General features: G+C 71.4%; 15 protein-coding genes and 1 pseudogene. 10 read left to right on the top strand and 6 right to left on the bottom strand.

From position 1 onward, the window contains the following. Positions 1-84: 84 nt before the first annotated feature. Positions 85-561 (top strand): bacterioferritin, encoded by a 477-nt coding sequence (gene bfr / locus G3A44_RS10290; protein ID WP_163457424.1) that lies wholly within the window; start codon positions 85-87, stop codon positions 559-561. A 205-nt stretch (positions 562-766) separates the two neighbouring features. Then, positions 767-994 carry a (2Fe-2S)-binding protein gene (locus G3A44_RS10285; RefSeq protein ID WP_163457423.1) on the top strand — a complete coding sequence of 76 codons (228 nt, stop codon included), beginning with the start codon at positions 767-769 and terminating at the stop codon, positions 992-994. An 89-nt stretch (positions 995-1,083) separates the two neighbouring features. On the opposite strand, the gene G3A44_RS10280 is transcribed toward G3A44_RS10285, so the two are convergent. After that, positions 1,084-2,514, bottom strand: a complete 1,431-nt coding sequence (locus G3A44_RS10280) for a carbohydrate porin (RefSeq protein WP_163457422.1) — start codon at positions 2,512-2,514, stop codon at positions 1,084-1,086. 93 nt (positions 2,515-2,607) lie between these two features. Between G3A44_RS10280 and G3A44_RS10275 the strand changes: the two genes are divergently transcribed. From G3A44_RS10275 to G3A44_RS10245, 7 genes are all read left to right on the top strand, one after another. After that, positions 2,608-3,795: an imelysin family protein gene (locus G3A44_RS10275; RefSeq protein ID WP_163457421.1), complete on the top strand. Its 1,188-nt coding sequence runs from the start codon at positions 2,608-2,610 to the stop codon at positions 3,793-3,795. Continuing rightward, entirely contained in the window at positions 3,792-5,270 is a 1,479-nt protein-coding gene (locus tag G3A44_RS10270) for a di-heme oxidoreductase family protein (RefSeq protein WP_375138645.1), read from the top strand. Before G3A44_RS10275 ends, G3A44_RS10270 begins: the two co-directional genes overlap by 4 nt. Further along, positions 5,270-6,328 (top strand): imelysin family protein, encoded by a 1,059-nt coding sequence (locus G3A44_RS10265; RefSeq protein ID WP_163457420.1) that lies wholly within the window; start codon positions 5,270-5,272, stop codon positions 6,326-6,328. Before G3A44_RS10270 ends, G3A44_RS10265 begins: the two co-directional genes overlap by 1 nt. Before the next feature lie 13 nt (positions 6,329-6,341). After that, the gene (locus tag G3A44_RS10260) at positions 6,342-7,568 is read left to right on the top strand and encodes a DUF1513 domain-containing protein (protein WP_163457419.1); all 1,227 of its coding nucleotides are present in this window, start codon (positions 6,342-6,344) and stop codon (positions 7,566-7,568) included. 30 nt (positions 7,569-7,598) lie between these two features. Further along, positions 7,599-8,168: a dCTP deaminase gene (gene dcd / locus G3A44_RS10255; RefSeq protein ID WP_163457418.1), complete on the top strand. Its 570-nt coding sequence runs from the start codon at positions 7,599-7,601 to the stop codon at positions 8,166-8,168. A 135-nt stretch (positions 8,169-8,303) separates the two neighbouring features. Beyond that, positions 8,304-8,669: a hypothetical protein gene (locus G3A44_RS10250; RefSeq protein WP_163457417.1), complete on the top strand. Its 366-nt coding sequence runs from the start codon at positions 8,304-8,306 to the stop codon at positions 8,667-8,669. Positions 8,670-8,822: 153 nt separating this feature from the next. Beyond that, positions 8,823-9,239 (top strand): DUF1801 domain-containing protein, encoded by a 417-nt coding sequence (locus tag G3A44_RS10245; protein WP_163457416.1) that lies wholly within the window; start codon positions 8,823-8,825, stop codon positions 9,237-9,239. Positions 9,240-9,250: 11 nt separating this feature from the next. Here the strand turns inward: G3A44_RS10245 and G3A44_RS10240 are convergent, their stop codons facing one another. The 4 genes from G3A44_RS10240 to G3A44_RS10225 all read right to left on the bottom strand — a co-directional run bounded on the left by G3A44_RS10240 (position 9,251) and on the right by G3A44_RS10225 (position 12,563). Continuing rightward, a complete protein-coding gene (locus G3A44_RS10240; protein WP_163457415.1) occupies positions 9,251-9,547 on the bottom strand; it encodes a hypothetical protein in 297 nt (98 codons plus the stop codon). A gap of 204 nt (positions 9,548-9,751) precedes the next feature. After that, positions 9,752-10,891 (bottom strand): alpha-hydroxy acid oxidase, encoded by a 1,140-nt coding sequence (locus G3A44_RS10235; RefSeq protein ID WP_163457414.1) that lies wholly within the window; start codon positions 10,889-10,891, stop codon positions 9,752-9,754. Between the two features lie 120 nt (positions 10,892-11,011). After that, a complete protein-coding gene (locus G3A44_RS10230; protein WP_163457413.1) occupies positions 11,012-11,977 on the bottom strand; it encodes a LysR substrate-binding domain-containing protein in 966 nt (321 codons plus the stop codon). A 16-nt stretch (positions 11,978-11,993) separates the two neighbouring features. After that, positions 11,994-12,563 carry a hemerythrin domain-containing protein gene (locus tag G3A44_RS10225; RefSeq protein WP_239061793.1) on the bottom strand — a complete coding sequence of 190 codons (570 nt, stop codon included), beginning with the start codon at positions 12,561-12,563 and terminating at the stop codon, positions 11,994-11,996. Between G3A44_RS10225 and G3A44_RS24075 the strand changes: the two are divergent. Further along, positions 12,477-13,076, top strand: a pseudogene (locus G3A44_RS24075) (YbaN family protein); the annotation flags it as partial. The gene G3A44_RS10225 and the pseudogene G3A44_RS24075 overlap by 87 nt on opposite strands. Here G3A44_RS24075 and dinB read toward each other — a convergent pair. Continuing rightward, positions 13,024-14,400, bottom strand: coding sequence for a DNA polymerase IV (dinB, locus tag G3A44_RS10215; protein WP_239061792.1), 1,377 nt, complete (start codon positions 14,398-14,400; stop codon positions 13,024-13,026). The pseudogene G3A44_RS24075 and the gene dinB sit on opposite strands and share 53 nt — an antisense overlap. Positions 14,401-14,531 lie beyond the last annotated feature (131 nt).

Below are 14,531 nucleotides of genomic sequence, written 5' to 3'. Positions count from 1 at the left end.
CGGCTCCCTGGTGCCGAACTGCCGACAATCGCAGCATGGACGGCTTGTCGCCGTTCCCCTCAGAACCCTCTTCAGGAGCCGCCCATGCAAGGTGATGCCAAGGTCATTGAATTCCTCAACGCTCAGCTCAAGTGCGAGCTCACCGCCATCAACCAGTACTTCCTGCATGCCCGCATGCTCAAGAACTGGGGCCTGATGAAGCGTGCCAAGCACGAGTACGAGGAGTCCATCGAGGAGATGAAGCACGCCGACAAGCTGATCGAGCGCATCCTCATGCTGGACGGCCTGCCCAACCTGCAGGACCTGGGCAAGCTCTACATCGGCGAGAACGCCGTCGAGGTGCTGCACTGCGACCTCAAGATCGAGACGGGCAGCCATCCCCTGCTCAAGGAAGCCATCGCCCATTGCGAATCGGTCCGCGACTACGTCTCGCGCGATCTCTTCCTGGAGATCCTGGACGACACCGAGGAGCACATCGACGACCTGGAGACCCAGATCGGTCTGGTGGCCCAGGTGGGTGAGCAGAACTGGCTGCAATCGCAGATGGGCGAGGGGTCCTGAGCCCTGCCAGGCAGGTTGCACCCGGGTTGACCGGGGCGGCCTGCAGCCCGGCGGCCCGCCGGGCCCGGCCTTCGAACGCACCCGGCACAACGGCTCGCATTGCGAGCCGTTCTCATTTCCCTACCGGAGATATGGGAGATTGAGAAGCGTTCTCATTTTCTACTACGATGCGCGTCATCCTGAACCTCCACCTCAGCGCCGCATCATGATCGTCTGTGTCTGCCGCCGGGTCTCTGACCGTGACATCGTCCGCGCCGTGCGCAACGGGTCGGCCACCTTCGACGACCTGCAGATGGAAACGGGTGTCTCCACCCAATGCGGCCGCTGCACCGATTGCGCCCGCGAGACCTTCGCCGCCGCCTGCCAGCAGCAGCTGGCCGGGCTGCACGCCGTGGTGGGTGGAGGCATCCCCCTGCGTGTGGCGGCAGGCTGAAGTCCCAGGCCCCGTGAGGGGCCTTTTGCATGGCGGGTGGATCCCGCCACCCAGGTGGGCGGCAGGGCGCCAGGCCCTGTCCCTTGGCCTCAGAACCCGATGCTGGCCCGCAGGCCGGTCAGCACCACGCGCCGGGCATCGCCCTGGCCACCGGCACGGTCGATCCATTGCACATCGGGTGACAGCTCAATGCGCTCATTGAGCTGGTAGCGGTAGTACAGCTCGCCCACCCGCTCGTGGCCCCGGGCCGCATAGCCCAGCAAGCTGGCGTCGGCTGCGGTGGCGGCGGTCCAGGCAGCGTCGGTGCGCAGCCAGCCCAGGGCCAGGCCCACGCTGTCGTGGGGGCGGCCCCAGGCCCGGCCGGTCTGCTCGGCGCCCAGGGTGAGCGCGCGGTCGAAGCTGCCCTCGCCTTCGGTGCGTGCACCCCACCGGGCGAACAGGTTCCAGTCGCGTCCCACCCGCTGGTCCAGGCTCAGGCCCCAGCCGCTGTGGCGTTGTTCCGCATCCCCCGCCAGGTTGGTCGTGTGGCCGTTGGTCCAGGCGTACAGGCGGTAGCTGCCGCGCGGCTCGCCGTTGATCTGCTTGGGCGAGGCCTCGGCCTGCACGATCACCAGCGGCCGACCCAGCCCGCCGTTGAAGCTGGCCCCTGCGCCCGAGGCGAACACCCCGGCCGACAGGCCCAGGCGCCAGCCGCTGTCCTCCCCCTCGTCCACCCAGGCCAGGCGCACGCCCGGCGCCAGGCCGTAGGCGTCGGCCCCGATGTCGCCGCCCGAGTCCAGCAAGGGGTTGTGGACGAACACGTTGTTGAGGAACTGTGCGCCCTCGTCGCCGGCCACCGCGTTCTGGTCGAAGAAGCCGAAGAGGTCCAGCTTGCCTGCGGTCAGTTCCACGCGGCTGGGGGCCTGGTCGTTCAGGCCGCTGCCCGCCAGGGGCCAGCTCGCTTGCAGCCAGGCTTGCGCCACGATGGCGTAGGTCTCCTCCGATCCGCCAGCCGTCTCAAAGGGCACCGAGTTGCCGGTGGCCGTGTGGGTGGGCCGCAGCGCCAGGCCGCTGCCCTGGCCGAACCGCAGGTGGCCAAAGCCGCTCAGCTGCGCCTCGCCCAGGGGGCTCAGCCGACCCATGGGCAGGCTGAACTCCAAGTCACCGCGGTAGTTCAAGCGGCCGGTGGCTCGGCCTTCGGCGCTGCCGGCAGCGTTGCTGCGCTGCCACACGGCGACCACGCCACCCTCCACCGCCAGGCCCCCCTCTTCGGGAGCAGCTTCCTCGGCCTCCTGGGCGCGCAGGCGCTCCTCCAGGGCGCGGTTGCGCGCTTCAAGCTGCTGCAGGCGCGTGCCGAGCTGGCGCACCTGCTCGCCCAGTGCTGGGGTGTCCTCGGCGGCCTGCAGGGCCGGTGAGGCGGCCAGCAGCAGCACCGGCAGGCCCAGGCCGGGCAGGGCGCGGCGCGCCTGCTGGCCGCAGAGGTCCAGGTGGGAGAGGAGGCGGGTCAGGACGCGGGGTTTCAGGGGCGGTTGGCAGGCCATCGTGAGTTCCTTTGTGGGTGATAATGCAAACGATTCGCAATTAAGCTTACACTGATTCCCACACAAACCTTGTCCTTTTCCTGGAGATTCACGATGACGCAATGGGGCCGTTGGATGGGCGTGGGCGCACTGGCGCTGGGGCTGGCGGGCACGGTGCAGGCGCAGGCCGTGGCGGTGGCACCGTCGACCACGGCCCAGGCGGTGGATGCCGCCGCCGTCGCCCGGCACTATGCGGTTCTGGTCCATGCCACGTACGAGGACACCCTGGGCGCGGCCCTGAGCCTGCAGCAGCGCCTGCTGGCCCTGGTGGCCGAGCCGTCGGCCGAGCGCCTGGAGGCTGCCCGCCAGGCCTGGCGCGACGCTCGCGAGGCCTATGGCCAGACCGAGGCCTTCCGCTTCTACGGCGGCCCGATCGACGACGACAAGGGCCCGGAGGGCCGGCTCAATGCCTGGCCGCTGGACGAGTCCTACATCGACTACGTCAAGGGCAAGCCCGGGGCGGGTTTCATCAACAACCGCCGCATCGTCATCAGCAAGGCGGGCATTGCCGGCCTGAACGAGCGGGGGGGGGAGGAGAACATCTCCGCCGGCTGGCATGCCATCGAGTTCCTGCTGTGGGGCCAGGACCAGCGCGCCGATGGCGCCGGCCAGCGCTCCTTCGAGGACTACGTCGACGGCAAGGCGCCCAATGCCGACCGCCGTCGCCAGGCCCTGACCGTGATCACCGAACTGCTGGTGGACGACCTGCGCAGCCTGGTGCGCGCCTGGCAGCCGGGCGCGCCCTATCGCAGCCGCTTCGAGGCCGGCGCACAGGAGTCGGTGCGCAAGATCATCGTGGGCCTGGGCTCGCTCTCGCGCGGAGAGCTCGCCGGTGAGCGCATGGAGGTGGCGCTCAACACCCAGGACCAGGAGGACGAGCATTCCTGCTTCTCGGACAACACCCATCGGGACATCGTCACCAACGCCCTGGGCATCCGCAACGTGTGGACGGGTCGCTATGTGCGCACCAACGGCAGCGTGATCGAAGGGGCCTCCTTGCAGGCGTTGGTGGCCGGGCGCGATGCCGCGCTGGCCGCGCGCACCGGACGCCAGATCGAGGACTCCCTGGCGGCCGCCCAAGCCATCCAGGCGCCGTTTGACCAGGAGATCCTGGGCGGTGCCAACGCCCCTGGCCGTCAGCGCGTGCAGGCCACCATCCAGAGCCTGGTGCAGCAGTCCAAGGACCTGGTGGCCGCAGCCCAGGCCCTGGGCATCACCCGCCTGACCCTGGTCAAACCGTGATCGGCCGTCGTTCGGCGGTGCGGCACCGCACGTTGCGTCCGGTGGTCTGGGTGGGCCTGGGTGGGGGGCTGCTGGCCGCCGCCGCCCTGCTGCAGGCGCAGCCCGCGGACGATCCCCTGGGGGAGCGGACGGGTGGGGACGCCACCGTCTACGCCACCGGCCGCAACGCCTTCTCCTTTCCCCTGGCCACCCTGGAAGACGATGAGCGCACCCGTTTTGCGGTGGGCAACTCTTTCTTCCGCCGCAACTGGGTGGAGGCACCGGCCTCCACCACCGCCCGCGATGGCCTGGGCCCGCACTTCATCGCCCGCTCCTGCGGGGGCTGCCATGTGCAGGACGGCCGCGGCGCGCCGCCGGACTTCCGGGCCGGTCTGCAGCCGCGCCATGAGCCCCTGGTGGGGCTGCTGATCCGCCTGTCGGTGCCCGGCGTGGGGGCCCACGGGGGCGTGGTGCCTGATCCGGTCTACGGAGACCAGTTCAACAACGCCGCCATCCCCGGGGTCCGCCCGGAAGGGCGGGTGGCCATGCACTGGACGCCGGTGCACGGCCGTTTTGCCGACGGCACCCGCTACACCCTGCGGCAGCCGCACTACCGGCTCACCGACCTGGGCTATGGCCCTACCGCCCCGGATCTGATGCTCAGCCCCCGGGTGGCGCCGCAGTTGGCCGGCGTCGGCCTGCTGGAGGCCATTCCCGCCGCAGAGATCGAACGCAATGCCGCCGAACAGGCCGCGCAGCCGGGGCCCATCAAGGGCCAGCCCAACCGCGTGTGGGACGACTACGCCCAGCAGATGATGCTGGGCCGCTTGGGCTGGAAGGCCAACGTTGCCACCCTGGCGCACCAAACCGCCGGCGCCTTCCTGGGCGACATCGGCATCACCTCGCGCCACCATCCCGAGCAGACCTGCACCCCGGCGCAAAAGGACTGCTTGGCCGCGCCGCATGGCGGTCGCGCCGAAGCGCCCGGCGGCCCGGCGCTGGAGATCGATGACCGTACCCTGGCCGATGTGGTCTTCTACCAGGCCACCCTGGCCCCGGCCGCTCGCCGCCAGGCGCAGGACCCCCAGGTGCTGCGCGGCCAGCGCCTCTTTGCCCAGGCCCAGTGCGCCACCTGCCACCGGCCGAGTTACGTGACTGCCGCGCCCCCCTTCCCAGGCTTTTCCAGCCCCAAGGTCGTGGGCCAGCGCATCTGGCCCTACACCGACCTGCTGCTGCATGACATGGGCCCCGCCCTGGCCGATGGCCGACCGGACTTTGCCGCCAACGGCCGGCAGTGGAAGACCCCACCGCTGTGGGGTGTGGGCCTGCTGCGCGACGTCAACGGCCACCAGCGCCTGCTGCACGACGGCCGGGCCAATGGCGTGCTGGAGGCGGTGCTGTGGCATGGTGGCGAGGCCGAGGCCTCCCGGCAGCAGGTATTGCAATGGAGCGCCGCCGACCGCGCTGCCCTGGTCGCCTTTGTGGAGTCCCTGTGATGCGTTCTCTCCTGCCCGGACTGCTGGGCGCAGTGCTCCTTTGCGCAGGCCTGTCCGCCAGGGCGCAGACCGACTGGCGTCGGGAAGCGGTGCCCGTCATCCCGCCCGACCAGTACGTCCACATGCTGGACCGGCATGCGTTCGCCCCATGGTCGGCCGACTTCCTGGCTCGGGCCGAGGCCCTGCGCCAGCGCCTGGCCGTTGACTGTGCGGCCGATGCCACCGCGCGCGAGGCCTGGCGGCAGGCGTTGCAGGCGTGGTCGCGCCTGTCCGCCGCGGCCGTGGGGCCGGTGGTGGAGCGGCGCAGCGCGCGCCGCATCGACTTCCAGCCCACGCGGCCCGAGCTGTTGCAGCAGGCCCTGGAGGCTGCCGCCGCCGGCACCCTGGACATGGACCGCGTGGGCAGCGCCGCCCGCGGCCTGCCCGCGCTGGAGTGGCTGCTCTGGTCGCCACAGGCGCAGACATCTCCACAGACCTCCGCCCAGGCGGCCGGTGCCTGCCGGCTGCGGCGCGTCTTGGCCGATGACCTGCGTGCCGAGGCCCAGGCCCTGGCCGAGGGCTTTGCCCAGCGGCAGGCATCGCCCCCCGACGAGGACCAGACCCCTGAGCGGGTGGCCGAGGCCGTCAACCAATGGCTGGGCGGTCTGGAACAGCTGCGCCTGCAGGCCTTGGAGCGGCCGGCGCTGTCGTCCGCCAGTGGCGCGCCCGCCCTGCCACGCGCCCTGAGTGGCGCCAGCACCGAAGACCGGATGGCCCGCTGGCTGGCCCTGCGCCAACTGGCGGTGGCCCAGGCGGCCGTGGCGCCGGCCCCGGGCACCGCCCTGGTGCCGCTGGAGACCCTGTTGCGCGCCAAGGGCCTCAACCCCCTGGCCGACCGCCTGCGCGCGGCCGTGGCGGCGGTGGACCGCACCTTGGCCGCTGTGCCTGCACGCGCGCCTGGCCCTACCGCCTTGCGGACCGCCAGCCGGAGCCTGGCGGCCCTGCAGCGCCTGGCCAGCGAGGAGATCGCGCCCGCCCTGCAGGTGACCATCGGCTTCTCCGACGCCGACGGCGACTGAAAGGGCGCGCTGCATGTCTGTGCCGTCCCCGGCCCCCCAGCGGCCATGGCAACGCCCGACGCGCCGGGGTCTGTTGCGCCTGGCCGCGCCGCTGGCCGCATCCGGCCTGGCCCCGGCCTGGGCTGTGGCCGCCACCGTGGCCGTGCCCGCCGCTGAGGCCTGGGCCGCTGCCTGGGACGACGCCGACGGCCGGCACTGGGTCGGCGTGCTGCGGCGGGAGGCCGGCCGCGGCTGGCAGTTGGGCCCACGCCTGGAACTGCCCACCCGTGCCCACGGCTTGTATGCCGAGGCAGGGGGCGCCCTGCTTGTGTGTGCACGTCGCCCGGGCGAGTGGCTGCTGCGTTGGTGGCCGCAGGGCGGGCCCGCGCCGCAATGGCACTGGGCCGGGCCGGACCGGCGCTTCACCGGCCATGCGCTGCTGGCCCCGCCGGGGGCAGGGCCGGCAGAAGGGGCGGTGTTCACCATCGAAGCCGACCAAGACACCGGCGCGGGCCTGTGGGTGCGCCGCGACGCCCGCAGCTTGGCGGTGCAGCAGGAATGGCCCACCCACGGCCTCGATCCCCACCAGGCGCTCTGGGAGCCCGGTGGCACCGTGCTGTTGGCCAACGGGGGCGTACCCACCCAGGCTGAAACCGGTCGCGCCCGCCGCGACATGGCCCGCATGGACAGCAGCCTGGTCCGCCTGGACCCCCTGACCGGCACCCTGCGGGCCCAATGGCGCCTGGCCGATCCACGCCTGTCGCTGCGCCATCTGGCCCGCCATGCCAGCGGCGTGGTGGGGGTGGCCCTGCAGGCCGAACATGACGACCCCGCCCAGCGCGCCGCCGCACCGCTTTTGGCCCTGCTGCCGGCGGCCGCGGCGCCGGGGGCCGAGGAACAGCCTGGCCTGCGACCCGGCGCTACGGCCCTGCAGTTGGCGCCCCAGTCCCGAGCCCTGGCCGGCTATGGCGGCGACGTGCTGGCCACCGACGAGGGCTTCCTGGTGGGCGCGCCCCGTGCTGGGGGGGTGGCCCGCTTCACCCTGGCAGGCGGTCTGCAGAGCCTGCTGCCGCTGCCCGAGGGCTGCGCCATGGCCGCGTCGCGCGACGCCGCCGCCGTGGCCCTGGGGCGCGAGGCCTCCTTGGCGTGGGACGCGCCGGCGCGCAGCGCCGGCGGACCGGCGCAGGGTACTCCCCGGGCCTGGCCGCTGCCGGCGGGCCTGCGCCCGGACAACCACGCCCTCAGCCTGCCGGCCTCCTAGAATCCCGCGGGTTTTCCCAAAGGCTGAGTCATGAGCATCAAGAGCGACAAGTGGATCCGGCGCATGGCCGAGGAGCACGGCATGATCGAGCCGTTCGAGCCGGGGCAGGTGCGCTTTGCGGCAGACGGGCAGAAGATCGTCAGCTACGGCACCAGCAGCTACGGCTACGACATCCGCTGCGCGCCGGAGTTCAAGGTCTTCACCAACGTCTACAGCTCGGTGGTGGATCCCAAGAACTTCGACGAGAAGAGCTTCGTGGACATCCACAGCGATGTCTGCATCATCCCGCCCAACAGCTTCGCGCTGGCACGCACGGTCGAGTACTTCCGCATCCCGCGCAATGTGCTGACGATCTGCCTGGGCAAGAGCACCTATGCGCGCTGCGGCATCATCGTCAACGTCACCCCGTTTGAGCCGGAGTGGGAGGGCTATGTGACGCTGGAGTTCAGCAACACCACGCCGCTGCCTGCCAAGATCTATGCCGGCGAAGGCTGCGCCCAGGTGCTGTTCTTCGAGAGCGACGAGGTCTGCGAGACCAGCTACAAGGACCGGGGCGGCAAGTACCAGGGCCAGCGCGGCGTGACCTTGCCCAAGACCTGAGCCTGCGCCCTCTGGCGCCCGAGTTGAGGGGTGATCGCCCCTTGCTTCCTCCGATTGCCGTCCCCGCCCGCCTTGCACCATGAGCTCCGGGCGTCGCCGCGTGGCCACGTCCGTTCAGGCCATCAGGGGGACGCGATGACCATGCTGGAAATGCCGCCGTTGCAGCGGCATCTCTCCGCGATCGAGGAAGCATCTTCGGTGCACGACGCACAGGCGGCGGACGCCAGCCCGGCGCTGTGGGGTTGGCTGGCGGGGCTGGACGCCCAACAAGCGGCCCGGCGCGCCACGCCCCGCGATCCGCTGCCCGACTATCCCTCGCTCTGGCGATTTCGCCATTGGATGCGGGAAGTCGGCCACGAGGTCCAGCTGCCCCGGCTGCGTTACGACCGCCGCTATGCCGGTCACTGCCTGGCCCTGGCCCACGCCAGTGGCCACGACCGCCTGCGCCGGCTGGCGCTGCAGATCTTCCAGCACCGCGAACGCCGTGGTGGACTGTCCTGAGACGCCCCTTCGACAGGCCTACGGGCAGCAGGCGCCATGCCAATGCCTGCAGCATGGCGCAAGCCCGGGGAAACCAGCACAATCGGACGCCATGAACTCCACCTCTTCGTGTACCGGCCGGGTCAGCCCCAGGGCGATTGGGCCTTGCCGTCCATGAGGTCCTCCGCCCGCCCCAAGGCCCTGGTGGCCGCCTGGTTCGATTTCCTGTCGCCGGCTCAGCGTCCGGCCTGTGAGGTGCTGCAGCGCGCCGTGCGCTTGGCTGTGCCCGAAGTGCAGGAGGCGGTGAAGTGGGGCAATCTGGTCTTCAGCGTCAACGAGGTCGTCTTCATGGCCTTGGTGCCGCACAAGGCGCATGTCCACCTGCAGGTGCTCAACGGCAGCCTGCTGCCGCCGGGTCTGGCACCGCTGGAGGGCACTGGGCGGGGTTCGCGCAATCTGCGGGTGCGGCTGACGCAGCCCGTGGACGTGCCGCTGGTGGAAGCCTTGGCGGCGGCCAGTGCCCAGCTGGCCCGTGGCCAGGTCCGCGAGCGCCCGTGGCGCGAGGCGCCTGCCGAAGGCGGCACCGCCTGACCCTCAGGGCCTCAGGCGGCGGGAGGCGGCGCGCGGCTGTCGTCGATCAGGCTGTCAAGCCAGTCGCAGCGCACACGCCCTTGCCGGTGCAGGCGGCGGCGCCAGCCCACGTACACCGTCGGGGTGAAGGCGCACAGGCCGCACACCGCCACCGCGGGCATCCAGTCGAGCATCAGCATGGCCGGCACCCCCAGGGCACCGAACAGCCAGAGGGCCAGCACCAGGTCGTACACGTGGTACTCCACCGGCCGCTGGCCGCGGTGGGCCACATGCCAAGCCTTGATGGCGGCGAGCTCGTTGACGCTCATGACGGTTCTCCTGAAAGGGGCTTGGGACAGGGGGTCCGGGCGGGTGGGCCTGACCGCTGCGCCAGACTGTCAGTTTGCTGTCAGCTTTGCCGCAGGAGAACGCCAAGAAGCGGGGGGTTTGCACGCCCCGCCCGAAAACAGGCGCAAATTTAAGGGTTAACCCTTGGTTTGTCCGTCCCTAGGGCAAGGGTTGCCGTGAAGCGGTCAGGCCTGCCAGAGCACCTCACGGCCCACGGTCTGCAGGCGCCGGTGGCCGCAAAAGGCCATGGTCAGGTCCAGCTCCTTGTGCAAGATCTCCAGTGCGCGGGTCACCCCGGCCTGGCCCAGGGCGCCCAGGCCATAGAGGAAGGGGCGGCCGATGAGCGTGCCCCGCGCCCCCAGTGCCCAGGCCTTGAGCACGTCCTGTCCGCTGCGGATGCCGCCATCCATCCACACCTCGATGCGGCCCTCCACCGCTTCGGCGATGCCGGGCAGGGCGGCGATGGCCGAAGGGGCGCCGTCGAGCTGGCGGCCGCCGTGGTTGCTCACCACCAGGGCCTGGGCGCCGGTCTGGGCGGCCAGGCGCGCATCCTCCACGTCGAGGATGCCCTTGAGGATGAGTGGGCCGCCCCAGCGTTGCTGGATCCAGGCCACATCGTCCCAGCTCAGTCGCGGGTCGAACTGCCGGGCGGTCCATTCGCCCAGCGAGCCCAGATCGTCCACGCCCTTGACGTGGCCGATGATGTTGCCGAAGCCGCGTCGCCGCGTGCCCAGCATGCCCAGGCTCCAGCGGGGCTTCGAGGCCATGTCCAGCAGGTTGCGCAGGGTCAGCCGCGGCGGGGCGGACAGGCCGTTCTTGAGGTCCTTGTGCCGCTGGCCCAGGATCTGCAGGTCCAGGGTGAGCATGAGTGCACTGCAGTGCGCGGCCTTGGCCCGGTCGATCAGGTCGCCGATGAAGCCGCGGTCGCGCATGACGTAGAGCTGGAACCAGAAGGGCCGGGTGGTGTGGGCGGCCACGTCCTCGATCGAGCAGATGCTCATGGTGCTGAGCGTGAAGGGCACGCCAAAGGCCTCCGCCGCCCGGGCCGCCAGGATCTCGCCGTCGGCATGCTGCATGCCGGTCAGGCCGGTGGGGGCCAGGGCCACCGGCATGGCCACCTCCTGGCCCACCATGCGCACGGCGGTGCTGCGGTCCTCCATGTCGACCGCCACGCGCTGACGCAGCCGCAGGGCTTGGAAGTCGGCTTCGTTGGCGCGGTAGGTGGACTCCGTCCAGGAGCCGGAGTCGGCGTAGTCGTAGAACATGCGCGGCACACGCCGTTGCGCCAGCCGGCGCAGGTCTTCGATGCAGGTGATGACGGTCATGGAGCGCTCCAGAAGGCCGGCATGCTGCCGGTGGAAGAGGGAGGGCGGCGGGGGTGTGCGCACCACCGCCAGCTGCCCGGGATGCTAGAGAGTGGACCCTAGGGCGGCGCGGAAAGTTTTTCAGCCCGGGCCGGAAACCTGTTCCAGGCCCTGGGCCGCCGCCTGCCGGCTGGCCTGGTGCACCCAGCTGGCCAGGGCCTGGAGGGCCTGCTGCCGGCCTGGGTCGGTGGCCGGCGTCTCCAGCCAGTAGTGGGTGGTGGCGGGGATCCAGGGGGTGTGGCCGGCCCCCAGCACCGGCAGCAGCTCGCCGCATTGCAGCGCCCGTCGGGCGAGCGAGGCGCGCATCAGTGCCACCCCCTGGCCGGCGACGGCGGCCTCCAGCACCAGGCCCAGATCGACCAGGCGGGGGCCACGTTCGGGCTCGGCCGCATGCAGGCCGGCGGCCTGGAACCACGGGCGCCAGGCCTGTACCGGCGTGCGCAGCAGAGGCAGGGTGTCCAGGTCGCGGGCCTGAGCCAGGGGCTGGCCGGCCGGCAGCAGTTGCGGGCTGGCCAGGGGCAGCAGCACATCGTCCAGCAGGCGCTGGGCCGGCTCAGGCGCCTGGCCGTGACGTACCGCCAAGTCGGCGGTGGCCGCGGGCTCCTCCCGCCAGGGGGCGGAAACCAACAGTTCCAGCTCCAGGTTCGGCTCGGCCCGGGCCAGGGCCGGCAGGGCGGGCACCAGCACCAGCCGGGCGAAGGTGGGCGGGGCGCTCAAGCGCAACCGTACCGGGGCTTGCAGGGCGCGGGCGGCGCGGTGCCAGGGCAGCTCGGCCAGTTGCTGCAGCAAGGGGCCGGCATGGGCCAGATAGTCATGCGCCGCCGGGGTCAGGCCCCTCAGGCCCCGGGGGCCACGCTCCACCAGGGCCACCCCCAGCTGCGTCTCCAGCGTGGCCAGGCGCTTGGCCACCGCGCTGGCGGTGATGTGCAGCTGGGCAGCAGCGCGCTCCAGGCTGCCCAGACGTCCCACCAGCGCCAAGGCGCGCAGGGCCTCCAGCGAGGGCAGGCGCTCCGGCAGGGCTGCCGGGGCTGGGGGCGGGGCGTGCAAGCGCGGAGCGCCGCGTTCAGGCGGCGGCGGTCTCGGCGGTGTGGCCGGCGGGCTCGCTGCCGCAGCTGTGGCCGCTGCCCCCGCAGCCGCTGACGGGCTGGCTGGTGTTGAGCGGATGGCCCACGAAGCCACTGTCGGGGTCGTAGCCCACCTGTTCGAGGTGCGAGGCCAGCATGGCGTCCATGGTCTGGGCATGCATCTCGAACCACTTGCCCAGCTCGGGCAGCACGCGCTCCAGCGGACCCCAGTCGTTTTCCTCACGGGCCAGGCGGGTCACCTCCTGCATCAGCATCAGCACCTGCTGGTGCTGGCCGGTGTGGCAGTTGTCCGCGGCATAGCCGGTGGCCTGCATCCAGCGGTCCTCCTGGCCAAAGTGGCCGATGGTATGCACCACCAGGGCCTCGTAGGCGGCCAGACCGGCTTCGTGGGACGCCACCAGGGCGTTCTCGGCGGCGGTCAGCAGGTCGACAAACTCTTGGTGGGTGGCGTCCATCTGCGGATGGGACAGGGCCAGGGCGGAGGACCAGGTGAGCGTGGGCATGTCGGGCGTGTCGTGGCGTTCGGGACAGGCGGGATTGTCCGCCATGGACTGCCTCCGGTTCGTGGGTGGACCCGGGCGGCGTGCGGGCTTGCGCTGCATCAAGACCCCCTCAGGCCTGCTGTTCCGGCGCCGGGGGCGCAATGGGCTGGCTACCATCGGGCCATGGCCGCTGATCCCATGCTCTCCTCCGCCACGCGCGCCGCGGCGTCCGGCGCACCGCCCGCCGCGGCACCGGCTGGCGATGAGCCGCCCCTGCTCAGCACCTCGCGCTGGTTGCGGCCCTTGTGGTTGCTGGGCGGGGCGTTGGCGCTGGCGCTGGGGGTGCTGGGCATTTTTCTGCCGCTGCTGCCCACCACGCCCTTCGTGCTGCTGGCCGCGTTCTGCTTTGCGCGGGGCAGTGCCCGCTGGGAGCGCTGGCTGCTGTCGCATCCCCGCTGGGGGCCGATGGTGCATGACTGGCGTCACCACCGCGCGGTACCCCTGCGCGCCAAGCAGCTGGCCACGGTCATGATGACCCTGAGCTGTCTGTGGACCGGCTGGGCGCTGAAGTTTCCGTGGAACTGGGTGCCGGCGCTGTGTTGTGCGGCAGTGGCCTGCTGGTTGTGGCGCCTGCCAACCCGGATACCGACCCGTCCAGATCGCTGAACAGGTCGGGCGTGTGCGGCCGGGCGGCTTGTGCCGCTGGCGGTGGTCGCGTCCGCGGGGCGCCAGACGGGGCCGGGGCCGCACTGCGCGGTGCCGCCAGGGGCGCAGCCCGTTGCAGGCTGGCCACCCGCACGCCCAGCAGGCGCAGCCGGCGGTCCAGCGCGATGCGCTTGAGGCACAGGCCCGCGGCATGGCGGATCTCGGCCGCGTCGGCCGTGGCATGGTCCAGTGTCAGGTCGCGGGTGACGGTGCGGAAGTCCTCGAAACGCAGCTTGATGCCCACGGTGCGGCCGGCGTAGCCCTTGCGCTGCAGGTCGGCGGCCACCTGCTGGCACAGCTGGGTGAACAGTGGGGTCAGCCGGTTCCGGTCGCGCACGGGATGCAGGTCGCGCTCGAACGTGGTCTCGCGGCTCATGGAGACCGGCTCGCTTTCGGTGACGACGGGTCGGTCGTCCTCCCCCCGCGCGGCCCGGTGCAGCCAGGCGCCATAGCTGCGCCCGAAGTGCTCCACCAGCCACGGCAGGTCGCAGCGGGCCAGCTCGCCCACGGTGTGGACCTGCCGTTCGGCCAGGCGGGCGGCCGCCTTGGGGCCGATGCCGTTGAGGCGCCGCACGGGCAGGGGCCACAGGCGCAGGGGCACATCCTGTGGGGTCAGCACGGTCAGGCCGTCGGGCTTGTCCAGGTCTGAGGCGACCTTGGACAGCAGCTTGTTGGGTGTGATGCCGATGGAGCAGCTCAGTCCGGTGGCGCGGCGGACGTTGTTCTTGATGTCCTGGGCCAGCGCGCGTACGCCGCCCAGCGGGTCATGGCCCACCGGGTCCTGGGCGCCGGGGACGGCGCTGAGGTCGATGTAGATCTCGTCCACGCCCCGGTCCTCGATCACCGGGGCCAGCTCCGCCACGGCGGCTTTGAAGCGCCGGGAGTACTCGCGGTAGCGCTGGAAGTCGTTGGGAAGCAGCACCGCGTGCGGCGCCAGCTGTGCTGCCTTCATCAACCCCATGCCCGAGTGCACGCCCAGGGCCCGGGCCTCGTAGGTGGCGGTGGTGATCACGCCGCGGCCGGTGTAGTCAGCCAGGGTGGCATAGCGCCGGCCGCCCCGGCCATCGTCGACGGGCTGGTGCGCGCTGCGGCCACCCACCACCACGGGGCGGCCCCGCAGGTCTGGATAGCGCAGCAGTTCCACCGAGGCATAGAAGGCATCCATGTCCAGGTGGGCGATGAGTCGGCGTTCAGGCATGGGCTGGATGGATAGCCAGTATTTTGACGGACTTTCTTCACGGCCCCCAGAACTTAGGGAATTGAAATGTGCGCAATGCACATTTACAGTACATCACATGATGACCGGGCCATGGGGGCCGGGCCACACGC

It is taken from the genome of Ideonella livida (genome assembly GCF_010499455.1).
In the GTDB taxonomy this organism is placed as follows: Bacteria; Pseudomonadota; Gammaproteobacteria; order Burkholderiales; family Burkholderiaceae_C; genus Ideonella; species Ideonella livida.
The sequence above is the reverse complement of the archived record's forward strand: the minus strand, read 5'-3'. Positions and strand labels throughout refer to the sequence as shown.